The sequence below is a fragment of the Bradyrhizobium sp. AZCC 1721 genome (genome assembly GCF_036924715.1).
Taxonomy (GTDB): domain Bacteria; phylum Pseudomonadota; class Alphaproteobacteria; order Rhizobiales; family Xanthobacteraceae; genus Bradyrhizobium.
Window position 1 is genome coordinate 4,225,250 of the sequence record NZ_JAZHSB010000001.1, and the last position, 21,930, is coordinate 4,247,179.

A 21,930-nucleotide genomic window follows, 5' to 3' on the forward strand; every position below is an offset into this window, starting at 1 on the left:
CTATATAATTCAACACCTTACGGGATATTTTTGGCGTGATTTCAGAATTGCCTCACTCGACGGCAGCTTCGCCGGCCATTTTAACTCCCGCCTACTTGCCCTTGGGCTTCCTGGCCCGCGGCTTTTTCGGCGCTGCCTTCAGCGCCTTGAGCGCCGCGAACGGATGATCCTCGGGATCGGCGGCTTCAACCATCGGCTCGAATACGGCGCCGGGTTTGCGCGGATATCGATCGACCGCGAGATACAATGCATCGGTGGCAACCCTGCCGAGATCGATGATGCCGTTCTCGATCGGCTCGGGCGGATCGGGCGTTTCCTCGTCGCTCTCTTCGGCCTCATCGACCAGCGCGGCCATCTGCGGGATCTGCTCAGGCGGAGCGAACATCAGATCGATCGGCTCGTCGATGTCGTTCTCGATATCTTCCAGCGTCACCACGCAGGTCTGCCCGATCCGCGCCCGCACATGGCCGGCCACATGGAAGCGGCCGCCACTCTTCGGCGTCACGTCGAAGGAAGCCTCCGCCGATAGCACCTCGCGCAAGCCGCCCGTGTCGGCCACGGCTTTGCGGATGGCCTGATCGGCCTCGATATCGCGATGGAGGCCCGTCTCGGGGATCTGCGCCACCGCAACGGGAACACGCCACGGGTCGGGCTTCTCTGTGCCAGTCTTGCTCATTGCTGCGCGCCTGCTTTCTCCGGCGAGGGAAACCTGCCCCGGCCGCTCACCAGCGTCGCCTCGTCGAGGCTGTCGAGGCCCGCCATTGCCGCCTCGGCGTAGGCGGCAAGCAGTCGGGCCTTTTCGATGTTCCCGCCGTTCAGGATATTCTTGCACATCGCCTGCGCCAGTGCCTCTCGGCCCTCGGTCAGCGCAAGATCATAGGCCGCGGTCCGGCCATAGAAGGCTTCGCCGAAGGCCTGCATGCGCTTCGGCACCGTGAGGTCTCCGACCCCCATCTCGCGCAGATTATCGTCCATATCGTTGCAAAAATGGTCGAATAGCCCTTGTGATAGCGTCGTACCGCCCTCCACCGACTTCAGCCGTCGCAGGACCAGCCACAAGTGCAGGAGAAGCAGGTCAAAACGGCCGTTAACCGTGTCCGGAACCCCAAAGTCCCGATAAAACAACGGTTCTCGCGCCTGCGTCACGATCATGCCATAGATGGTCTCGATGGTGCCGCGCAGCGGCGTCCGGGGTTTCCTGAAGTGATTGAACGGCCAAAGCATTGTGGGTTCCGCAAGCGAGCCCTCCCGGGCCGCGCATGTTGCAATCAAGCGTGCTGCCCGGTACGTCAACGCACCGCGCGATGCAAGAGGACGGGCGAATTCCTGAGATGACCGAAATGAGCCACCTGAGCGCCCGCGTGTCCACGCCGCGCCGCCTGACCGCGCGCCGGTGCGGCTTTCGCGCCGCCGCAGCCATTGCACTGGTCTGCGCGGCGCTCGCCGGATGCACCGGCGAGCAGTTCCAGAAGGGCTACATCCTGCCGCCCAACGCGCTTGAGCAGATTCCGATCGGCGCCAGCCAGGACCAGGTGCTGATCGTGATGGGAACGCCATCGACGGTCGCGACCTTGAACGGCGAGGTGTTTTATTACATCTCGCAGCGCTCCGAGCGCAAAGTCGCGTTCATGAATCAGCAGGTCGTGGACCAGCGCGTGATCGCGATCTATTTCGACAAGAACCGCCAGGTGACGCGCCTCGCCAATTACGGATTGCAGGACGGCAAGATCTTCGACTTCATCAGCCGCACCACGCCAACGTCTGGCCAGGAACTCAGCTACCTGACGCCGCTGTTCAAGCTGCTCAGCTTTAACTAGCGCCAATTGGTTCTGATTGAATCAGAACCAAGCTCCGCACTTTGTCTTTGCGTTGTCGCGAACCGCATCCACTTCGCTCGAAAACGTCATGGCGACTTCGCCTGTTCCGCGAGGCGGAAAACCTGTGCCAAGTCGCCGGCTTGCCCTGCATGCGCGCGTTGCCTAGGCTCCCTGCCAATCAATAATGATTCAGCAGGGAGTTAACTTGTGACGATTAAAACTTTTTCTCGCCGCCGTGTGTTGACCGGAGCCGCGGGCATTTCCGCTGCGGCGATCTTGCCGCGCGCGAGTTATGGCACCGACTGGCGCCCGACCGAGACCGTCCGTCTCATTGTGCCAGCGGCAGCCGGCGGCAGCACCGACGTGATGGGACGACTGTTGGCCGCACATCTGCAGACCGCCTGGGGTCAGTCCGCGGTCGTGGAAAACCGCTCCGGCGGCGGCGGCACCATCGGCACCGCCGAAGTCGTGCGGGGCAAGGCGGACGGCCACGTCATCCTGGTCGGTAATCCCGGTCCGAATGCGATTGCCTACAGCATCTTCCGCAACATGACCTACAAGGCCGACCAGTTGCAGCCGGTCAGCAACATGATCCGGATTCCGAATATCGTGTCGGCGCATCCGTCGACCGGCATCAAATCGATCGGCGAATTGATCGCCTACATCAAGGCCAATCCGGACAAGCTCACCTATGCCTCCTCAGGCGTAGGCCAGAGCCCTCACCTCACCGGCGCCTGGTTCCTGCAGCTCACCGGATTGAAGATGGTGCACGTGCCGTTCCGCGGCGCAGGCCCCGCGCTGCAGGCGGCGCTGGCCGGCGATATCCAGATCCTGTTCGACAATCTCTACCCGACGCTGCCGCAGACCCAGGAAGGCAAACTCACCGCGCTCGCCGTCACCACGCCCGAGCGCAGCACACTCGCCCCGAACGTTCCGACCATGCGCGAAAGCGCGCCGGAGCTTTCGAAGTTCGACGTCTCCTCCTGGTTCGGCATCTTCCTGCCGAAGGCCACGCCCGCTCCCGCCGTTGAATCGCTCAACAAGGAGATCAAGGCGATGCTGGCGCGGGAGGACGTCCAGAAGACGATCGGGAAGATGGGCGCGACCGCCGACTGGGGAACGCCACAACAGTTCTCCGATTTCGTGCAGGCCGAGACGGCGAAGTTCGGCGAGATCATCAAGCGCGAAGGCCTGCAGATGGATGTGAATTAAAGTCCTGTCCCGGACGCGGTGCAGCGCGCTTCGCGCTGCTCCGCAGAGCCGGGACCCACGCTTTCTACCACAGCGATGGCCCCCGGATCAGCAGCACTCCGGGAAACCCCGGTTGAGCTATCCGAAAGACAAGAACCCCGCGGCTTTCACCGCGGGATTCTTTCGATCAGCTTGTCGCCGCTCAGTGCGTCAGGATCACTCACGGGACACGCGCATCCATCTCCGGCCGCATCACCACGCTCTCCTGGGCAGTCGCTTCGCTGCGCGATCCCACGAAGACCGACGGCGAGGCAGCGCGATTAACCGCAACGTGCAGGACGCCCGCCGGAATATAGATGTAGTCACCGGGGTGTACCTTTTCGCAGTGCTGAAGCTGGTCGCCGGTCCAGATCTCCAGCTCGTCCCCGCTCATCATGTAGAGCGCCGTCTCATGATGCTCGTGGAAATGGGCTTTGGTGCGTCGGCCGGCCGGCAGCGTAATGATGCCGAGCCAGATCATTTTCGAACCGACAGTCTCCGCACTGATCCCCGGCTGATAGTCGGAGCCCTGCTCGGCGCGGTAGCCTTTGCTCCCCTTCACGACAAAGCCCTTCCCGCCACCGCCCGATTCCACGCCGTGCCGTTCCCGTACGATCATGTTGCTCATTGCCGTCTCTCCGGTTCGGATTGTCTTACCCAACATGCGCAGGATCACTTGTCTGGAGGGCCGGAGTCTCAAAGATTGGTCCGAAAAATTCCAAATTCTTCCAAAGCTCGGTAAGCTCGCCGCATGCCCAGCGAGCCCTTCACCTTTGGCCCGTTCATGCTTGATATGGATCGCGGAATGCTGTCACGGGACGGCCGACCGGTCGTGGTCGGCCACAAGGGCCTCCTGCTGTTGCGCGCGTTCCTGGAGTCGCCCGGCAGAATCTTCGACAAAGCGAGCCTGATGGACGTTGCCTGGCCTGGCGTCGCCGTGGAGGAAAGCAACCTGTCAGTCCAGATCGCGGCGCTACGTAAGCTGCTCGGCACCGCCCATGACGGCTCCGAATGGATCACGACGGTCCCGCGTGTCGGCTACCGGTTTGCTGGGCCGGTCGCTTCTCGGGCGCAGAGCGCCACGCCGCAGCGCGCTGAGAGCAATGCCCAGTCGCGCCCGATTATCGCGGTTCTGCCTTTCGACATCATTGGCGAGGTCGACAAAGAATATCTCGCCGATGGGCTGACCGAAGATATCATCACGGCGCTATCCCGGTTTCGCTGGTTCCGGGGCATCGGGCGCGGTTCTGCCTTTATTTTCAAGGGCAAGCAGATCGATGTGCTGCAAGCCGCTCGCGAGCTTGGCGCGCGTTACGTGTTGCAGGGAAGCGTTCGCCAATCCGCCCTTCGACTGCGCATTACGGCTCAGTTCATCGACGCGAGCGACGGCAGCAATGTATGGGCGGAGCGCTACGATCTGGAGATGGCTGATGTCTTTGCGATCCAGGACGAGATCGCCGAGCGGGTCGCGGGTGCGATCGAGCCCGAGCTTCTCAAGACAGAATCCCATTTTGCAGCGTTGCGTCATACCGGCAATATGACCGCCTGGGACCTCGTGCGTCAGGGAATGTGGCATTTTCACAAGGTCACCCGCGAGGGCCATCTGGCTGCGCGGACGCTATTTCGTCGCGCATGCGCAATCGATCCGGATCTGCCGGAATCGCACATCTGGCTTGGGCGCGTCAGCGCCGGGATAATCGCCTACGGCTGGAGCGACACGCCCGCCGTGGACAGCAAGGAGGGCGTGGATGCCGCGGCGCATGCAATCACCCTCGATCCGAGAGACCCCTACGCGCACTATGCCTTCGCCATCGCGAACGCTTACAACAACGCACCGCTCGTAGCCGTATCGGCAGCCGAGAAGGCGATCGCATTGAGCTCAAGCTTCGCGTTAGGGCATCTGATTCTCGGCCTGGCCCGCTTGTTCGCGGGTCTGGCGCGAGAGGCAATCGAACCGCTTGAACATGGCCTGACGCTAAATCCGAACGATCCCCAGAACCTCGCTTGGTACAATTTGCTTGCCCATGCTCAGCTTCTCGCCGGAGACGCCGAGAGCGCACTTGCGACCGCCAACAAAGCGCTCGCTATTCGCCCGACATTCCGTCCGACGTTTGAAACGCTTACATGCTGCCATATCGCACTTGGCAACCTGGACGACGCACGCCAATGCGCAAGCCGTATGAACGAGTTGAGAGAGCCTCAGAGTCATTTCCTCGCACCGCTAAAGCGCTGCATCCAGAATGGGACAAACGGATATCGCAATTGCTAGATTAGGCTCGGGCATGAAAAAACCCCGCGGCTCGCACCGCGGGGTTTTCGTTTTGATCAGCCTCTCGGCCGGCTCAGTGCGCCAGGATCGCCAGCAGCAACAGCGCCACGATGTTGGTGATCTTGATCATCGGGTTGACCGCGGGACCGGCCGTATCCTTGTAGGGATCGCCGACGGTATCACCGGTCACGGCTGCCTTGTGGGCGTCCGATCCCTTGCCGCCGAAATGGCCGTCCTCAATGTACTTCTTGGCGTTGTCCCAGGCGCCGCCGCCTGAGGTCATCGAGATCGCAACGAACAAGCCGGTCACGATCACGCCGAGCAGCATGGCGCCGACCGCGGAGAACGCCGCCGACTTGCCGGCCGCGCCGCCGCCCGCGATCGCGTAGATCGCGAAGTAGACGAAGATCGGCGACAGCACCGGCAGCAGCGACGGAATGATCATTTCCTTGATCGCCGCCTTGGTCAGCAGGTCGACCGCCTTGCCATAGTCCGGCTTGTCAGTGCCCTGCATGATGCCGGGCTTCTCGCGGAACTGGCGCCGCACTTCCTCGACGATCGCGCCGGCCGCACGGCCGACCGCGGTCATGCCCATTGCGCCGAACAGATACGGCAGCAGACCGCCGAACAGGAGGCCGACCACGACGTAAGGGTTGTTGAGCGAGAAGTCGGGCAGCACACCCTGGAAGTACGGATGCTTCGCAGGATTGGCGATGAAGAACTTGAGGTCTTCATTGTAGGCCGCGAACAGCACCAGCGCGCCGAGACCGGCCGAGCCGATCGCATAGCCCTTGGTGACCGCCTTGGTGGTGTTGCCGACCGCATCGAGCGCGTCGGTCGACTTGCGGACCTCCTTCGGAAGGCCCGCCATTTCGGCAATGCCGCCGGCGTTGTCGGTAACCGGACCGAAAGCGTCGAGCGCGACGATCATGCCGGCCAGCGCCAGCATCGTCGTGGTCGCAATCGCGATGCCGAACAGGCCGGCAAGGCTGTAGGTGATGAGGATGCCGGCGATGATGACGATTGCGGGCATCGCAGTCGCTTCCATCGAGATCGCCAGACCCTGGATCACGTTGGTGCCGTGGCCCGTAACCGAGGACGAGGCGATCGACTTCACCGGGCGAAAATCGGTACCGGTATAGTATTCGGTGATCCAGATGATCAGGCCGGTGACGGCGAGACCGACGACGCCGCATTGGAACAGCGCCATGCCGGTGTACTTCACGCCCGCCAGCTCGCCGAAACCGATCAGCCAGTGGATGACGGCTGCGACGCCGAGCAGCGACAGCACGCCGGTCGCGATCAGGCCCTTGTACAAGGCCCCCATGATCGACTGGCTGGCGCCGAGCTTGACGAAGAAGGTGCCGATGATCGAGGTGATGATGCAGATGCCGCCGATGGCGAGCGGCAGGGTCATCATGTTCACCAGCAGCGGCGAGGTCGCGAAGAAGATCGCGGCGAGCACCATGGTGGCGACCGCGGTCACCGCATAGGTCTCGAACAGGTCGGCCGCCATGCCAGCGCAGTCGCCGACGTTGTCGCCGACGTTGTCGGCGATGGTCGCCGGGTTGCGCGGATCGTCTTCGGGAATACCGGCTTCGACCTTGCCGACGAGGTCGCCGCCGACGTCGGCGCCCTTGGTGAAGATGCCGCCGCCGAGACGGGCGAAGATCGAGATCAGCGACGCGCCGAAGCCGAGCGCTACCAGCGCGTCGACGACGACGCGATCGTTGGCCTTCAGCCCCATTATCTGGGTGAGATACGCGAAGTAGATGGTGACGCCGAGCAGCGCAAGACCGGCCACGAGGAGGCCGGTGATCGCACCCGCCTTGAAGGCCAGTTCGAGGCCGCCGGCCAGCGAAGTAGTCGCCGCCTGCGCGGTGCGCACGTTGGCGCGAACCGAGACGTTCATGCCGATGAAGCCGGCAGCGCCCGACAGCACCGCGCCGATCAGGAAGCCGATCGCAACCAGCATGCCGAGGAAGTAAGCCAGCAGCGCGAAGATCACGACGCCGACCATGGCGATCGTCATGTATTGGCGGCGTAGATAGGCCTGCGCGCCTTCAGCGACAGCCGCCGCGATTTCCTGCATGCGCGGATTGCCGGCGTCCGATTTCAGAACGGAAGACGTGGCCCAGATGGCGTAGACAATCGAAAGCGCTCCGCAGAGCACAATCACCCACAATGCTGTCATTGAATTTGCCTCAGTTTTTTGTTCGTTCCACCCCCGCGCCGTCACCGCGGGTAGCGGCGGACGCATAAAAAGGAGGCCTTCCCTGCCCAGAAGGGCGGCCTCAAATCGGGCGGGACCATGCCAAAATCGCCCCTCCGGCGCAATGTCACGAAGGGCGAAAACCGTCGATTTTTGAAAGGTGTCACCCGGAATACGTCCAGCCAACTGGCGCCCGGGGGCATCGGGTATTCGGCCCGGCCAAAATACAAGAGCCCGCTCAACCCCGGGAGGGATCGAGCGGGCTCACGAGCCATTCCAGTACATCCGTGAAACGACCGTTTCGAGGCCTTAGACCAGCGACAGGTTTTCCGCGCTTACCTTGCCCCGCATCTTGTCAGTCTTGAGTTCGAACTGAACCTTCTGACCTTCGGCCAGCCCGCCAAGGCCGGCGCGCTCGACGGCGGAGATGTGCACGAACACATCCTTGCTGCCATCGCTCGGCTCAATGAAACCGAAACCCTTTTGACCGTTGAACCACTTCACTGTTCCCGTAGCCATTTTCTCTTCTCCAAAGCACATAGGCTTTTCATTCCGCGCGGCGATCGCACGGATTCAAATCCAATCTCGACGATGTCTCTGGAAAGAAGCCCCGTGGGGCGCGTTCAAAAAGGCACGGCGGTAATCGAATGCGCTACAACCTATAGGTTTTCAGCGAAATTGCAATGGCTGGCACGAAATAAAGCCGACGGCATTATACGCCGCCTTCAAAAATGGCTGTAGGACAGCCGTTCCAGCGCGATTTCCTTGCCCTCTTTGTCGACGAACTTTGGAACTGAACTCCCCGCGACGATCGTTCCGATGGAACTAAGCGCAACCCCTGCGCGCTCCGCGGCAGCTTCGAAGGCTTCAACACGCTCTTCCGGAATCGTGCAGAGGATTTCGTAATCGTCGCCACCGGCGATCAATGTCTCCAGTCCGACAATGCCGCGCGACACCAAACCCCGCGCCGCGTCGGACAGCGGCACCTGCTCCAGATCGACCACGGCGGACACGCCGGACACGCCGCAGAGCTTTGTCAGATCGCCTGCCAACCCATCCGAGACATCCATCGAAGCACTGGCGTATTCGCGAACGATTTCGGCCATTGCCACGCGCGGCTGCGGGACGCGATAGCGCCCGACCAGCATCGCCCGCGCGGCCGTATCGGCGGCGGCATGCACCTTCCCCCCGCGGAGGATAGCCAGCCCCAGCCCGGCGTCTCCGATCGTGCCCGTGACCATCACGCGCTCGCCGGGTTTGGCGCCGCTGCGATGGACCATTCCGCCCGGCGGCACGTGGCCGAATGCAGTCACCGAAACCATCAGCGGCCCCGGCGTCGACACCGTATCGCCGCCGAGCAGCGGACATACGAACTGCCTGATGTCCTCGCCCAGCGCCGCCGCGAACGGTTTTAGCCAGGCCTCATCCGCGGTGCGGAGCGCCAACGTCAGCACAAACCCGGCCGGCGTTGCGCCCTTCGCGGCGAGATCGCTGAGGTTCACCCGCAGCGCCTTGCGTGCGACCGCATCGGGCGGATCATCGGGCAGGAAATGCACGCCCTCGACGAGCGCATCCGTCGTCACCACGAGGTCATCGCCGGACGGCTTCAGCGCCGCAGCGTCGTCGTCGAGACCGAAGGCACCGGGATCAGTCGCAAGCGGCCGGAAATAGCGCGCGATCAGCCAGTCTTCGCCGGACACTGGTTTGCCGCTAGCCACGCGTGAACTCGTCGGCGCGGAACTGGCGCGCGATCTGGTCGAGCACGGCATTGACCATGCCGGTCTCGTCCCTTTCGACAAAGGCATGCGCGACGTCGACATATTCGGATACGACCACGCGGCCCGGCACGTCCTTGCGATGCTCGAGCTCGTAGGAGCCGGCCCGCAGCACCGCGCGCAAAATCGCGTCGATCCGCTTCAAGGGCCAGCCCTTCTGCAGCGCGTCGTCGATCAGAGGATCGAGCCTCGCCTGGTCGCGGACCACGCCCGATACGACGTCGCGGAAGAATGCGGCTTCCGCCGGCAGGTATTTCTCGCCCTCGACCTCGTTGCCGAGCCAGTGGCTTTCAAACTCGGCGAAAATGTCGTTGATCCCGGCCCCCGCGATGTCCATCTGGTACAGCGCCTGCACGGCGGCGAGCCGCGCCGCGCCACGGCGGTTGGCTTTCTTGTCGGGAGTTTTGGCGGGCTTCTTCTCTGCCATCGCCTAAGCCTTTGCCAGCCGGCGTTTGATCCGCAGCATCGCCAGCGCCGCGCGCGCGGCGTCGCCGCCCTTGTTCAACTCGCTGGCGCGCGCCCTCGCCCAGGCCTGCGCCTCGGTATTGACGGTAATGATGCCGTTGCCGAGCGGCACCTTTCGCGCGACCGCAAGGTCCATCAGGGCGCGGGAGGATTCGATCGAGACGATCTCGAAATGGATGGTGTCGCCGCGCACCACACAGCCGAGCGCAATCGCCGCATCATACGGCTTGCCGTTCCGGTCGGCGGCATCGAGCGCGATGGCGATGGCAGCCGGAATCTCCAGCGCGCCGGGCACGGTGATGACGTCGTGCGTCACGCCGGCGGCCTTCAGTTCGGCGACGGCGCCTTCCAGCAGCGCGTCCTGGATGTCGTCATAAAACCGCGCCTCCACGATGAGCGCGCGCGCGCCTGTGATGTCGGTCTGGTCTTTCAGCGGTGCGCGCCGTGCGTCTGCCATCAACTATCTTCCGTCTTGCTAGGTCCTCATCCTGAGGAGCGGCCTCTTGGCCGCGTCTCGAAGGATGGGGTTACTTCCGGGCCTCATGGTTCGAGACGGCGCGGGTGCGCCTCCTCACCATGAGGGGTTGGGCCGGCGTTTTAAGCGCCGTATGTTACCCTGTCACTTCATTTCCGACAGCCGCGCCGCGTAGCGGGCCATCAGGTCGACCTCGATATTGACCTCGCTGCCTGCTGCCCAGCCGCCAAGCGTGGTGACGCTGAGCGTGTGCGGGATAATCAACACCGAAAATGTGACATCCTCGACCGTATTCACGGTCAGGGACACGCCATCCAGCGTCACCGAACCTTTGGCGGCGATGAAACGCGCCAGCTCTCGCGTCGTGCGCAGTTCGAACCGGGCCATATCGGGCAGATCGTCGCGCCCGGCGATGGTGGCCACGCCGTCGGCATGGCCTGCAACGATATGACCACCGAGTTCGTCGCCGATCTTCAGCGCACGCTCGAGATTGAGCTTTGTTCCCTTGGCCCAATGCTTGGCCGTGGTCATGCCGAGCGTTTCCGCGGCGGCATCGACGTCGAACCAGGTCTTGCCGCCTTCGACGCCGGAAGCGACTACCGTCAGGCAGACGCCGTTGCAGGCAATCGAGGCCCCGTCGGCGATGGTCGTCTGGTCGTAGCGGCAGGCGATCCGCATGCGATGCAACTGCCCCTGCGCCGTTGGCGTGAGGGCGACGATTTCGCCGATGTCGGTGACAATTCCGGTAAACATTTTTCCACCACGAATTTAGGCAGTGCGCTCGTAAATCGTAAGCGTGTCGTTATCCAGTATTTCGCTAGCACGTGCCTTGAACGCGGGCGACCCGGTGATTGCCGACAGCGGCAATGCGTCCAGCGCGGGAATGCCGTCAGCGCCGACTTTATCAGGACCGCGCAACAGCCAGATTTCATCGACCAAGCCGCTCGCGACGAAGGATGACGCCACCCGCGATCCGCCCTCGACCATCAGTCTTGTGATGCCCTTGTCGGACAGCGCGTGCAGCACCGCCGATAGATCCAGCCACGGCGGCTGCGCGGTAGCCGCAACGCGTATCACCGGCGCGCCTGCCGCACCGAGTTTCACGGCGGCCGGCGCCTCAGCAAAATCTGAGGTCATCACCCAGAGCGGCGTCTGCCGCGCGGATTGAACCAGCTTACTTGTGCCGGGAATGCGCAGCGCGCGATCCAGCACCACCCGTACCGGCGACCGTGCTTCCATGCCGGGCAGGCGGCAGGTCAGCAGCGGATCGTCCGCCAACACAGTGCCGATGCCAACCAGGATGGCGTCGCATTGCGCGCGCAAGAGATGTACCCGCGTTCTCGCAGCCTCGCCCGTAATCGCAACGGGCTTGTAGCCGGCGGCAGCGATCTTGTCGTCGGCGGAGACGGCGAGTTTCAGGATCACATGCGGGCGTTTGTCGCGGACGCGGCGGAAATGCCCGGCGTGATCGCGCGCGGCTTCCTGAGCACCGAGCCCGACATCGACTGATATTCCGGCCGCGCGGAGTTTTGCATGTCCCTGCCCGGCCACCTCCGGATTGGGATCCTCGATCGCCGACACCACGCGCACAATGCCGGAGGCGATCACGGCGTCGACGCAAGGCGGCGACTTGCCGAAATGCGAACAGGGCTCCAGCGTCACATACAGCGTCGCCCCCCGCGCCGCCTCGCCGGCACGCCTCAAGGCTTCCGGCTCGGCATGCGGTCGCCCGCCCGGTTGCGTCCAGCCGCGCCCGATGATGACGCCATCCTTTACGACGACTGCCCCGACGGCCGGGTTGGACCAAGTGCGCCCCAGCCCGCGCCGGCCGAGCGACAGCGCAAGCTGCATGAAGCGCTGGTCCGCCGCTTTGGACTCCCTGATCTTCTGCCCGCACTGGTCTTCCAGGATGCGGAAGATCATTTGCGCAACGTGGCGATCCGCGCTTCGTCCTCGCCTGAGAGCTCGCCGAGCACGGTCTCAAAATCCTTGGCCTCGCGGAAATTGCGATAGACGGAGGCGAAGCGCACATAGGCAACGTCGTCGAGCTGGCGCAGATGCTCCATCACGATCTCGCCGATCGCCTCCGAGGAGACCTCCGCCTCGCCGCCGCTCTCGAGTTCGCGCACGATCGCCGAAACCATCTTCTCGACCCGCTCAGGATCAACCGGCCGCTTGCGCAGACTGATCTGCAGCGAGCGGACCAGCTTGTCGCGGTCGAACGGCACCCGGCGCCCGTTGCGCTTGATGACCGTCAGTTCGCGCAACTGCACCCGCTCGAAGGTGGTGAAGCGGAAGTTGCAGGCGATGCATACCCGCCGCCGCCGGATCACGGCCGAGTCCTCGGTCGGACGCGAATCCTTCACCTGCGTATCGAGACTGTTGCAGCTAGGACAACGCATCCAACGGGACCTTCGACTTGCTAGACCTTACTGATAGATCGGGAAGCGGTCGGTGAGCGCCTTCACGCGTTCCTTGATCGCGGCTTCGACCAGCGGCGCCTTGCCGTCCTCCGACTGCGCCAGCGCGTTGAGCACCTCGGCGATCATGCCGCCGACTTGCTTGAACTCGGCGACGCCGAAGCCGCGCGTCGTCGCCGCCGGCGTGCCGAGACGCAGGCCCGAGGTGACGAACGGCTTTTCGGGGTCGAACGGAATGCCGTTCTTGTTGCAGGTGATGGCGGCGCGCACCAGCGCCTTCTCGGACACGTTGCCCTTCAGCCCCTTCGGCCGAAGGTCGACCAGCATCAGATGGTTGTCGGTGCCGCCGGAGACGATGTCGAGGCCATGGCCGCGCAGCGTTTCCGCCAGCGCCTTGGCGTTCTCGACGACGTTCTTCGCGTAGACCTTGAAGTCCGGACGCAGCGCCTCGGCGAACGCCACCGCCTTGGCGGCGATGACATGCATCAGCGGCCCGCCCTGCAGGCCAGGGAAGATCGCCGAATTCAGCTTCTTGGCGAGCGCCTCGTCGTTGCAGAGAATCAGGCCGCCGCGCGGGCCGCGCAGCGATTTGTGCGTCGTCGTCGTGGTGACGTGGGCGTGCGGCACTGGCGAGGCATGGACGCCGCCGGCAACGAGGCCGGCGAAATGCGCCATGTCGACCAGGAGGTAGGCGCCGACGCTATCGGCGATCTCGCGGAAGCGCTTGAAGTCCCAGGCGCGCGAATAGGCCGATCCGCCGGCGATGATCAGCTTCGGCTTCACCTGCTCGGCTTGCTTCGCCACCTCGTCCATGTCGATGATCTGGTCTTCACGCCGCACCGTGTAGTGCGCGGCCTTGAACCACTTGCCGGACATGTTGACCGGCGAGCCGTGGGTGAGATGGCCACCGGCCGCGAGGTCGAGGCCCATAAAGGTGTCGCCGGGCTGCAGCAGCGCCAGAAACGCCGCCTGGTTCATCTGGCTGCCGGAGTTCGGCTGCACGTTGGCAAACTGCGCACCGAACAGCTTTTTGGCGCGCTCGATCGCCAAGGTCTCGGCGACGTCGACCCATTCGCAGCCGCCATAGTAACGCGCGCCCGGATAACCTTCCGCGTATTTGTTGGTCATCACCGAACCCTGCGCTTCCAGCACGGCCCGGCTGACGATGTTTTCCGAGGCGATCAGCTCGATCTCATGCCGCTGGCGGCCGAGTTCGCCCTTGATCGCGGCAGCGATTTCCGGGTCGGCCTCGGCGAGCGTGGCCGTGAAGAACGAGTCGGGCGCGGAGGCGGTCTTGGCGCTGGTGGGCGAGGAGGTCATTGGGCGAAATATCTCCACCGCCGCAGGCCCTTAGGGGCGAAGCGGGCGGGTCTGGTGTGGCGGTCGAAAGAAGCGCCTGGGAGATACCACATCGGCCGGAATTGGCCAAGCACTTGCGGTACAGGGCTGGTATTTATGCAAGATATGGTGGGAATGAAGCCCCATCTGTCGTCGCCCCGGCCTTGAGCCGGGGCCCATAACCACCGGCGGTACCTGGAACAATAGGTGTCTGCCAGGGTGTCCCTTCCCGGGGCCCCGGCGTATGGGTCCCTGCGGTTCGCAGGGACGACATCGGGGCTACTACGTAAACCGGTATGGCCCGCCCTTGGCGACCGAGCGCTGGAACGCCGGACGGGCGTGCATGCGCTCCAGCCAGGCGGCCAGGTTCCGATATGGCCCGAGCTTGTCGAACACTTTTGCCAGCTCGCCGACAAAACTCATCTGGATGTCGGCGCCGGTCAGCGACGCCCCGACGAAGAACTCTCGCCCGTTCAGCGCGCGGTCGACATAGCCGAGGTGGTTCGCCAGTTCGCCGTCGATGCGCGGATGCAGCGGCGCACCGGCCTCCTTCAGCCGGCCGACATAGAGGTTCAGCATCAACGGCAACATCGCCGAGCCTTCGGAATAGTGCAGCCACTCGTTGTAGGCCTCGTAGTCCGCGCTACCGGGCGCCGGCATCATCGCGGGCTTGTCTTTTCCCTGGCCGTAGCGGCGGATGATGTAATCGACAATGGCGCCGGATTCGGCGATGGTCATCTCGCCGTCAGTGATGACGGGCGATTTGCCGAGCGGATGAACCTCTTTCAACTCCGGCGGCGCCAGCCGCGTCTCGGCGTTACGCTGATAACCCTTCAGCTCATAGGGCGTGTCGAGCTCCTCCAGCAGCCACAAAATTCGCTGCGAGCGGGAGTCGTTGAGATGATGGACGGTGAGCATGGGGCTTCCTCTTGTTAGAGCGTGGCGGTTCACTTGAGGCCGTCATTGCGAGCGAAGCGACGCAACTCTCGATCGTCATCCCCGCGAAGGCGGGGATCTACCGTGATGTTCGTCAAGAGGTCGATCATGGGCGAGAGTGCGGCATCGTGCTCGCCGGTCAAGGCGACCGCTGCGCGGCGGCGATGCCGGCCTTGACCGGCTGCGCTCGCTGCCGCGTTGGCTTGCCATGATCGAAGGCTCATGCCGCAGGCCTGGCTGCGTGTCTCCAATCTGATCGGTCACGGATCATGGCGTTGAGCGTCACCAGCATTTTGCGCATGACGGCGGTGAGCGCGACCTTGCCCAGGCGATGATTGTCATCGACCAGATGTCGGTAGAAGGCCTTCATGACCGGATTGTGCTGGATCGCGCTGCGGGCGCCGTTGAAGAGCACTTTGCGCACGCTGGAGCGGCCATGACCAATGGACGCATGCCCGTGCTGCTTGCCGCTGTCGCGCGTGTGCGGGGCAAGGCCGCAAAGGGCCGCGATTTTCTTGCCTGACAGATGTCCGAGTTCCGGCAGGTCCGCGATCAATGTTTCCGCGATGGCGGGGCCGACACCGCAGAAGGTTTGCAGCCGCCGGCTGGTCTCGGCATGCGCGGAGCTTGCGATGCGTTCGGCGATGGCCTTGTCGACCGTAGCGAGTGAACGCTCAAGGGCGGCAATGACCGCCCGCAGGCTCTTGCGCACAATGGCGCTGTCTGCCACGTCGCAGCGGCAGGTCTCGGCATGCAGCAGAGCCTGTAACTGCCGGCGCCGCGATGCGAGTTCACGTAAGACCTCATCGGCCTCTGGAACCGACTCGATGTCGCGGCGAGCGAGCTCCTCGGCGGCAAAGTCGGCCAACAATTTGGCGTCGATGCGGTCCGTCTTGGCCTTGATGCCACGCCGCCTGCGATAGGCGACGACTTCGTTCGGGTGCACCTGCTTGAAGGCGACCTTCGCGCGGCGGAGACACCGTCGCAGAAGCCGCTCATAGCCGCCCGTCGGCTCGAACGCGACCAGGCCGATCGAGCCGGCCCCGATCTGCATAAACCAAGCGTCAATCGCTCGCTCACTGTTCGCGATCCGCTTGACCCGACTGTCACCCGCGATCGCAATGTCGATCCACTCCTTGGCAACGTCCACCCCGATCACCATCTTGTCCATGTGGCTGTTCTCCGACAGAATATGCATCTGGTCGGCACGCCGGATTGCAATGCGGGCTCAGGCCCTCTCTACCGTGCGCGTGTCAGACCGTAACGCCGGCGGTCCTAAGATTCCCACGGTCTTGCAGGACCTGACCAGTACTCGAGGGGCCGCCGGCGCCCCATCCAACAGGATGGCGACGCCATCATGCAATCCAGTACGCTGCGGCCTATCGGTTCAATCATCGCGGTCTCTGGAAACTGGATCGTCCGCCTTCGCCTTCGCGGACGATGACAACTGGATATGTGGCGGCGATCTCGCGACGCATGGCGCCCGAGGCGGATAATTTTTGCGGGACCGGCTGGACACAACATCTAGCTGATTTGCCCCGTCGGGCGGCGCGAGACCTTTGCCGGCCGCTGCCGTGAACCAGATCACATGCCGCCGTTTCGACTGAGCTTATAACCGTCCGGGGCTGACAGATGGATTTCCCGACATGGAAAGCTCACTCCCACCGAAAGAGCGTCAGGCCAATTCGCGACGCTGGCTGATAACGGCCTTCGTGATCTACGGTACGATGGTCGGCGGTCTTCTGGGATTTTTCGTGATTTTCCCGAATGCCGCCTATGAAACAGAGGCCGAAAACGCACGCACTGCAACGGCAACGAAACCGATGCGATACGAAGGCGTGATCGCCAACTGGAACCGCTATCGCACAAAGGACGCGCGGGCGGACGCACGGTAACTCGAATTGGCTCAATCGAGAACCAGGCGGCCGGCGGGCTCAGTGCGTTCGCTTCCGCCTTTGACGACGACGATTTCGCCGCTGGCCGGCGAGACGCCGGTGAGCGCCAGAATGTTCGCGCCGTGCGTCACAATGAGGAGGTTTCCGCGCGACGTCCATTTGGCGATGCGCGCACGGGCGCCCGCCGTTAGCGTCTCTCGTTGATCGCGCAGCACCACGACATTACCGAATGTCGCAACGGTTTCGACCGGCCCCAAGTTCAGCAATTTGGCGGTGTCGATGCATCGGCACCAGGGCGAGCTCAGGATCGTTTCAAACGCAATCCCTTCCCGCTTGAGCCGCGCACCGATCTTCTCGGCGTCCGCTCGCCCCTTGGCGCTCAAGTTGCGCTGGGTGGCACAATCTTCAACGCGGAAACCGGGCGGATCGCCGAATCCCCCCGGCGCATCGGTATGCCGCATCAGCGCGACATGCTCCCCGGCGCGCAACGCCTTCCAGGCATTGGCGGCTTCGTCGGCAGTGGCGATCTCCGCCGAACTGAACAAACCGACGAGGAGTGCGAAGATGGCAAAGCGAATGCAGGACATGGCAAACCGGCCTTGTTAAAAATACGCAATCAGGCGCCCCGCGCAGATGACGCCGAGCCACAGCAGGATCGATAGCAGTGCAGTCACCTTGGCTGCGCCGGACGCCTTGTCGCCCCAGTGTTCAACATGACGCCATGGAACGGCGTGCGCGATCACGATGTTGATCAGGGCCGCACCGATCAGAAGCAGCTTGATCTGGAACGCGGGATTTTTCACGACATGCGAAGCATCGGCGCTGAACAGCAAAAAGCCCATGCTGATCGCGAGTAGAAAGCCTGCACGCGACACCGGCAACAGCAATTGCGCCATCGGTTGGATGGCAAGCGTGCGCCCGAGTCCCAGCAGCCTCAAGTCGAGCGCCAGGATCGATCCGACCAGGATGACGAAACCGATAATGTGCAGAATCTCGACCGTAGGATAAAGCGCCGGCGAAGAGCGCATCGCATGACCAAGCGCACTTTCCTGCAGTGCCAGGAATATAGATGCGGCCGGCTCGTGTTCCACTTGCGGCTTACCGCAACTCGATGCGCTTGCCGTCGAGCACGATATATTCGATCCGCGCCTCGTCCGGCTTGCTGCTGTGCGGATAGCCGAACACGGTGCAGGTCTTGCCGGGCGCGATCAGCTCGCGCGTTGCCCCACGCGCCTGCATGCGCGACGGCGGCGCCAGGACGAAGTGCCAGTGCTTGCCGTCGACCTCCATCTCGATCCCGCAATGCGGGTTCTCGAAGGTCGATTTCAGGATCTTGCCGGTCACGGTGAACGATTTCGACGTATCGTAGCCGCCCCAGCCGTGATGGGCGATGGCGGAAGCCGGCACAAGGCCAGCCGCCAGCGACAGAAACAAACGACGCGTGAGTGAGGTCATGGCGAGCCTCCGTCGATCAGAGACGCAAATCTATGGCGGGGCGCGCGAGGCAGCAAGACTTGCTTCGGAGGCGCCGGGTCTGCGCTCGCGTCAAGCCGCGGCTGCAAGGCGTCTTTTCGTTACAATCCCGTATACCCCGCCTTCACCGGATCGTTGCTGCCATCGAGCTGGCGTAGATAGGTGAGCCCGCACACCGTCAGCCGGTGCGGATCATTCTCGCCCGCCTCGACCAGCGTGGTGAGATAGGCCGTGACCTTGGCGCGGGCCTCGTCGCTGGCAGCGGCGCTGCAGTTCAGAAGCAGGTCATAGGTCTGCATGATCCGTTCGATCGCGGCTTCCATGGATTCTCCTGAGTTGCGTGAGCGGGTGATCGTCAGACCAATGCGCGTGCTTCGAACGTGGCGATCGCCTTGTTGGCGAGCCTGAGCGTGTTGAATTCGCCGCGCCGGAACAGCTTCACGATGATTGCGAGCAATCGCTCGTCGGTGACCAAGGTATCGGCAATGGCACCGCTCTTGCGAAGGTAGTTTGAGGCGATCGCGTAGGCATCGCCCACCACCTCAAAATTCATGACCTGAATTCCGCGCTCGACCAGCATGCCCTCACCTGTCTTGTGGCCGGGCCGATAATTCGCAGGTGCGAAGATGGTTCCACCGCGAGAAGAAGATGGTTCCAATGCGAGAAATCGCAATTTCTCTTTAGGAAACAACGATAGCTGCCCGGAAATGCGGAGGATTTTCCTTCAAAAAAAGCGCACCGGAGCCGGAAGACCGGCGCCGATGCGCGTTGAGCAGGGCTCACTGCCTTGCCAGTTTGTCAGCTTGTTGGCTACCGGTCTTCTAGGCGGCCGGCTTAGGAATTCTCAGAGCCGATACAGGATCTGGTCGGTCCAGAACCGCTCGAGGCGGTGCAGCGACTTGTTCAGCGTCGCGAACTCCTCATTCGAGATGCCGCCGACCTGCTCCACCGTCTTGACGTGCTTCTGGTAGAGCGCATCGACGATCTTGCGGATTTCCTGGCCCTGCGCGGTGAGGCGAATGCGGACCGAGCGACGATCGACGCGAGAGCGCTGATGATCGAGGAAGCCGAGCTCGACGAGCTTCTTGAGGTTATAGGAGACGTTGGAGCCGAGGTAATAACCGCGCGTGCGCAGTTCGCCCGCGGTCAGCTCTTTGTCGCCGATGTTATAGAGCAGCAATGCCTGCACTGAATTGATGTCGGCACGGCCGCGGCGATCGAATTCGTCCTTGATGACGTCGAGCAGCCGGCGATGCAGCCGTTCGACCAAAGTCAACGCTTCCAGATAGAGCGGCTGCACCGGAGTTTGACCGGCAGAGCGTTCAGCGGTTTCCACCGCCGTTGCAACGGCTTTGATCATGACACTTCCCCTGTCGTCGTTTTTCGACTTATTTCGACGAAACTTCTGTCCCGCCTGATAGCCTCAACTTAAGGGGGCGGATTGAAGATCCGCTTAAATAAGACAATAAAGAGATCATGAATTTAACAGAGTGAATTGTGGATTAAGCCCCATGGATCAAGGCTTTTTGCAACATTTCATTGACGCTGGAAGCGCCCTGTTCACGCTTCGTCTGCAAGCCTTGTCGCATTCGGAAACAGGTGCGTCTGAAATCGAAACGCTCGCGTAAGATCCCTTTACGGCCCTTAACGGTGACCAAATCGTTACAGAAAAACTTTTTGAAAATTGTATGGGATCGCGTCGCGGATTCTGCACGCGGATGGATTATGGCGGAAAACTGACAGAGTTGAAGGATGCTGCCACTCTGCTCCCTTTGGGACAGACGTCCTACGGCGGGCGCTCGCGCGCGGCCATCCAGGCGAGGGCGAGATAGGCGCCGAGCATCACAGCCTCCAGCGCCACCACCGTCAGGCTGCCGCCATAGATGCCTGGAAACATCAGCTCGATCACCGCCATCGACACCACCGTGGTGAGCCACACCACCGCGCCCCAAGGCGTCGCGAGCCACAGGCCAACGGCGCCGACGAGTTCGATGACAGCGAAATATACGGTCGCGGTCTGCCAGGCCATCGACTGGTTTTCGAACGCCTCCTCCTCGCCGCCGATGAAACCCGTGACCTGCGCCCAGTGGTACAGGCCCTTCATGATCGACACGACCGCCATGATGCGCAGGAACAGCACCAGCCGACGCGTCCACACATTGTCGTCGGGCTCGATCCGCTCCGACGACATCGCCGCCATGGACATCGCATTGTCCCTGGCATGGTCCCGCCCCTGATCGCGCGCCGAAAGGTCAGACATGGAAGCCGACCCGGAAGCTGATCTGGGGGCTGGCCTCGCAACCGGGTCGCAATGCGTGCTGGAATCTCCTCATGGCCTGATGTCTTGGCCCGGCGAGACGGTAAAATCAATTGCCGATGAGATAGATCAAGGCTCGGTGACGCGGCAGCGGCAAGGTGCTAGAATTGGAACAAATCAAAACCTTCCCGCCGCCTCAAGGAGTACCGTTGACATGGCGATCAAGTTCGGGCGTCCGATCGAAATGCGCGACGCACCGCGGCGGCAGACGGCGCTTGCCTCCACCCCGCTCGACCTGACCATCCGCCCCCGCCGCAACCGCAAGGCGGAATGGGCGCGGCGGCTGGTGCGCGAAAACGTGCTGACCACGGATGATTTGATCTGGCCGATGTTCGTGGCCGACGGCCACAATACGCGCACGCCGGTGGCCTCGATGCCCGGCGTCGACCGCCTCACCGTTGATCAGGCGGTGCGCGACGCCGAGCGCGCGGTAAAACTGAACATCCCCTGCATCGCGCTGTTTCCCTATACTGAGCCGTCGCTCCGCGACGAGCACGGCTCCGAGGCGCTGAACCCGAACAATCTGGTCTGCCAGTCGGTGCGCGCGATCAAGAAGGAATTCCCCGAGATCGGCGTGCTGTGCGACGTCGCGCTCGATCCCTTCACCAGCCACGGCCATGACGGGCTGATCGAGGACGGCAAAATCCTCAACGACGAGACGGTGGCGGTACTGGTGCAACAGGCGCTGGTGCAGGCGGAAGCCGGCTGCGACGTCATCGCGCCGTCCGACATGATGGACGGCCGCGTCGGCGCGATCCGCGAGGCGCTGGACGAGGCAGGTTTTCTCGACGTGCAGATCATGGCCTATGCGGCGAAATACGCCAGCGCCTTCTACGGCCCGTTCCGCGACGCCATCGGCTCCGCCAAAACGCTGACCGGCGAAAAGCGCACCTACCAGATGGACAGCGCCAATTCCGACGAAGCGCTGCGTGAGGTCGAGCTCGACATCGCCGAAGGCGCCGACATGGTGATGGTGAAGCCCGGCATGCCCTATCTCGACGTCGTGTGGCGCGTGAAAGACACGTTTGCGATGCCGACCTTCGTCTACCAGGTATCCGGCGAATACGCGATGATCGCCGGAGCCGCGGCCAATGGCTGGATCGACGGCGACCGCGCGATGATGGAAAGCCTGCTCGGCTTCAAGCGCGCCGGCGCGGACGGGATCTTGACCTATTTTGCGCCGAAGGCCGCGGAGAAGTTGAGAAAGGGCGAGTAGCGAGTAGCGAATGGGTGTTCCTGGTCGCTATTCGCCACTCACTATTCGCCATTCGCCGCTCAATATTGCTCGCTGTTAATGGTCGCAGGCCC

General features: G+C 62.9%; 26 protein-coding genes. 5 read left to right on the forward strand and 21 right to left on the reverse strand.

All coding sequences use genetic code 11. The annotated features are described in order from the left end of the window. Positions 1 to 91: 91 nt before the first annotated feature. Positions 92 to 676 carry a YceD family protein gene (locus V1273_RS20245; RefSeq protein WP_334410668.1) on the reverse strand — a complete coding sequence of 195 codons (585 nt, stop codon included), beginning with the start codon at positions 674 to 676 and terminating at the stop codon, positions 92 to 94. Further along, positions 673 to 1,224, reverse strand: a complete 552-nt coding sequence (locus tag V1273_RS20250) for a ubiquinol-cytochrome C chaperone family protein (protein WP_334410669.1) — start codon at positions 1,222 to 1,224, stop codon at positions 673 to 675. The genes V1273_RS20245 and V1273_RS20250 overlap by 4 nt, the downstream gene beginning before the upstream one ends. Positions 1,225 to 1,304: 80 nt before the next feature. On the opposite strand from V1273_RS20250, the gene V1273_RS20255 reads away from it, so the two are divergent. Together V1273_RS20255 and V1273_RS20260 are read left to right on the forward strand one after the other, a co-directional pair. Further along, on the forward strand, positions 1,305 to 1,817 hold the full coding sequence (locus V1273_RS20255; protein WP_334384219.1) for an outer membrane protein assembly factor BamE: 513 nt from the start codon (positions 1,305 to 1,307) through the stop codon (positions 1,815 to 1,817). 207 nt (positions 1,818 to 2,024) lie between these two features. Next, positions 2,025 to 3,029, forward strand: coding sequence for a Bug family tripartite tricarboxylate transporter substrate binding protein (locus V1273_RS20260; protein ID WP_334363068.1), 1,005 nt, complete (start codon positions 2,025 to 2,027; stop codon positions 3,027 to 3,029). A gap of 199 nt (positions 3,030 to 3,228) precedes the next feature. On the opposite strand, the gene V1273_RS20265 is transcribed toward V1273_RS20260, so the two are convergent. After that, the gene (locus V1273_RS20265) at positions 3,229 to 3,666 is read right to left on the reverse strand and encodes a cupin domain-containing protein (RefSeq protein WP_334368923.1); all 438 of its coding nucleotides are present in this window, start codon (positions 3,664 to 3,666) and stop codon (positions 3,229 to 3,231) included. A 132-nt stretch (positions 3,667 to 3,798) separates the two neighbouring features. On the opposite strand from V1273_RS20265, the gene V1273_RS20270 reads away from it, so the two are divergent. Next, complete coding sequence (locus tag V1273_RS20270) at positions 3,799 to 5,316, forward strand: winged helix-turn-helix domain-containing tetratricopeptide repeat protein (protein ID WP_334410670.1); 1,518 nt, start codon at positions 3,799 to 3,801, stop codon at positions 5,314 to 5,316. A gap of 73 nt (positions 5,317 to 5,389) precedes the next feature. On the opposite strand, the gene V1273_RS20275 is transcribed toward V1273_RS20270, so the two are convergent. From V1273_RS20275 to V1273_RS20325, 11 genes are all read right to left on the reverse strand, one after another. Then, complete coding sequence (locus tag V1273_RS20275; RefSeq protein WP_334382004.1) at positions 5,390 to 7,510, reverse strand: sodium-translocating pyrophosphatase; 2,121 nt, start codon at positions 7,508 to 7,510, stop codon at positions 5,390 to 5,392. Between the two features lie 327 nt (positions 7,511 to 7,837). Further along, positions 7,838 to 8,047: a cold-shock protein gene (locus tag V1273_RS20280; protein ID WP_028345703.1), complete on the reverse strand. Its 210-nt coding sequence runs from the start codon at positions 8,045 to 8,047 to the stop codon at positions 7,838 to 7,840. A gap of 206 nt (positions 8,048 to 8,253) precedes the next feature. After that, positions 8,254 to 9,246 carry a thiamine-phosphate kinase gene (thiL, locus tag V1273_RS20285; RefSeq protein ID WP_334363071.1) on the reverse strand — a complete coding sequence of 331 codons (993 nt, stop codon included), beginning with the start codon at positions 9,244 to 9,246 and terminating at the stop codon, positions 8,254 to 8,256. After that, positions 9,239 to 9,730 carry a transcription antitermination factor NusB gene (gene nusB, locus V1273_RS20290; protein WP_334363072.1) on the reverse strand — a complete coding sequence of 164 codons (492 nt, stop codon included), beginning with the start codon at positions 9,728 to 9,730 and terminating at the stop codon, positions 9,239 to 9,241. Before nusB ends, thiL begins: the two co-directional genes overlap by 8 nt. Before the next feature lie 3 nt (positions 9,731 to 9,733). Next, positions 9,734 to 10,225 carry a 6,7-dimethyl-8-ribityllumazine synthase gene (ribH, locus tag V1273_RS20295; protein ID WP_213255539.1) on the reverse strand — a complete coding sequence of 164 codons (492 nt, stop codon included), beginning with the start codon at positions 10,223 to 10,225 and terminating at the stop codon, positions 9,734 to 9,736. A 162-nt stretch (positions 10,226 to 10,387) separates the two neighbouring features. After that, positions 10,388 to 10,996 carry a riboflavin synthase gene (locus V1273_RS20300; protein ID WP_334363073.1) on the reverse strand — a complete coding sequence of 203 codons (609 nt, stop codon included), beginning with the start codon at positions 10,994 to 10,996 and terminating at the stop codon, positions 10,388 to 10,390. A 15-nt stretch (positions 10,997 to 11,011) separates the two neighbouring features. Continuing rightward, the gene (gene ribD, locus V1273_RS20305) at positions 11,012 to 12,166 is read right to left on the reverse strand and encodes a bifunctional diaminohydroxyphosphoribosylaminopyrimidine deaminase/5-amino-6-(5-phosphoribosylamino)uracil reductase RibD (protein ID WP_334410671.1); all 1,155 of its coding nucleotides are present in this window, start codon (positions 12,164 to 12,166) and stop codon (positions 11,012 to 11,014) included. Continuing rightward, positions 12,163 to 12,645, reverse strand: coding sequence for a transcriptional regulator NrdR (nrdR, locus tag V1273_RS20310; protein ID WP_028345697.1), 483 nt, complete (start codon positions 12,643 to 12,645; stop codon positions 12,163 to 12,165). Before nrdR ends, ribD begins: the two co-directional genes overlap by 4 nt. Before the next feature lie 27 nt (positions 12,646 to 12,672). Next, positions 12,673 to 13,983 (reverse strand): serine hydroxymethyltransferase, encoded by a 1,311-nt coding sequence (gene glyA / locus V1273_RS20315; RefSeq protein ID WP_334410672.1) that lies wholly within the window; start codon positions 13,981 to 13,983, stop codon positions 12,673 to 12,675. 300 nt (positions 13,984 to 14,283) lie between these two features. Beyond that, positions 14,284 to 14,919, reverse strand: a complete 636-nt coding sequence (locus V1273_RS20320; RefSeq protein ID WP_334410673.1) for a glutathione S-transferase family protein — start codon at positions 14,917 to 14,919, stop codon at positions 14,284 to 14,286. Positions 14,920 to 15,157: 238 nt separating this feature from the next. After that, positions 15,158 to 16,135, reverse strand: a complete 978-nt coding sequence (locus V1273_RS20325) for an IS110 family transposase (RefSeq protein ID WP_334408422.1) — start codon at positions 16,133 to 16,135, stop codon at positions 15,158 to 15,160. A 448-nt stretch (positions 16,136 to 16,583) separates the two neighbouring features. Here V1273_RS20325 and V1273_RS20330 point away from each other — a divergent pair, with 448 nt between their 5' ends. Then, complete coding sequence (locus tag V1273_RS20330; protein ID WP_334410674.1) at positions 16,584 to 16,832, forward strand: hypothetical protein; 249 nt, start codon at positions 16,584 to 16,586, stop codon at positions 16,830 to 16,832. 11 nt (positions 16,833 to 16,843) lie between these two features. Here the strand turns inward: V1273_RS20330 and V1273_RS20335 are convergent, their stop codons facing one another. The 7 genes from V1273_RS20335 to V1273_RS20365 form a co-directional block, all read right to left on the reverse strand. After that, positions 16,844 to 17,419, reverse strand: coding sequence for a histidine phosphatase family protein (locus tag V1273_RS20335; RefSeq protein WP_334410675.1), 576 nt, complete (start codon positions 17,417 to 17,419; stop codon positions 16,844 to 16,846). Positions 17,420 to 17,434: 15 nt separating this feature from the next. Beyond that, on the reverse strand, positions 17,435 to 17,923 hold the full coding sequence (locus V1273_RS20340) for a hypothetical protein (protein ID WP_334363080.1): 489 nt from the start codon (positions 17,921 to 17,923) through the stop codon (positions 17,435 to 17,437). Positions 17,924 to 17,930: 7 nt separating this feature from the next. Further along, complete coding sequence (locus tag V1273_RS20345) at positions 17,931 to 18,287, reverse strand: DUF6152 family protein (RefSeq protein WP_334363081.1); 357 nt, start codon at positions 18,285 to 18,287, stop codon at positions 17,931 to 17,933. A gap of 119 nt (positions 18,288 to 18,406) precedes the next feature. Continuing rightward, positions 18,407 to 18,628 carry a hypothetical protein gene (locus tag V1273_RS20350; protein WP_334363083.1) on the reverse strand — a complete coding sequence of 74 codons (222 nt, stop codon included), beginning with the start codon at positions 18,626 to 18,628 and terminating at the stop codon, positions 18,407 to 18,409. A gap of 32 nt (positions 18,629 to 18,660) precedes the next feature. After that, positions 18,661 to 18,885: a hypothetical protein gene (locus V1273_RS20355; RefSeq protein WP_334381998.1), complete on the reverse strand. Its 225-nt coding sequence runs from the start codon at positions 18,883 to 18,885 to the stop codon at positions 18,661 to 18,663. 264 nt (positions 18,886 to 19,149) lie between these two features. After that, positions 19,150 to 19,665 (reverse strand): transcriptional regulator LdtR, encoded by a 516-nt coding sequence (gene ldtR / locus V1273_RS20360; protein ID WP_028345688.1) that lies wholly within the window; start codon positions 19,663 to 19,665, stop codon positions 19,150 to 19,152. Between the two features lie 426 nt (positions 19,666 to 20,091). Next, positions 20,092 to 20,565, reverse strand: coding sequence for a DUF6163 family protein (locus V1273_RS20365; RefSeq protein WP_334363085.1), 474 nt, complete (start codon positions 20,563 to 20,565; stop codon positions 20,092 to 20,094). Positions 20,566 to 20,776: 211 nt separating this feature from the next. Here V1273_RS20365 and hemB point away from each other — a divergent pair, with 211 nt between their 5' ends. Further along, on the forward strand, positions 20,777 to 21,838 hold the full coding sequence (gene hemB, locus V1273_RS20370) for a porphobilinogen synthase (RefSeq protein WP_334410676.1): 1,062 nt from the start codon (positions 20,777 to 20,779) through the stop codon (positions 21,836 to 21,838). The last annotated feature ends 92 nt before the right edge of the window (positions 21,839 to 21,930 follow it).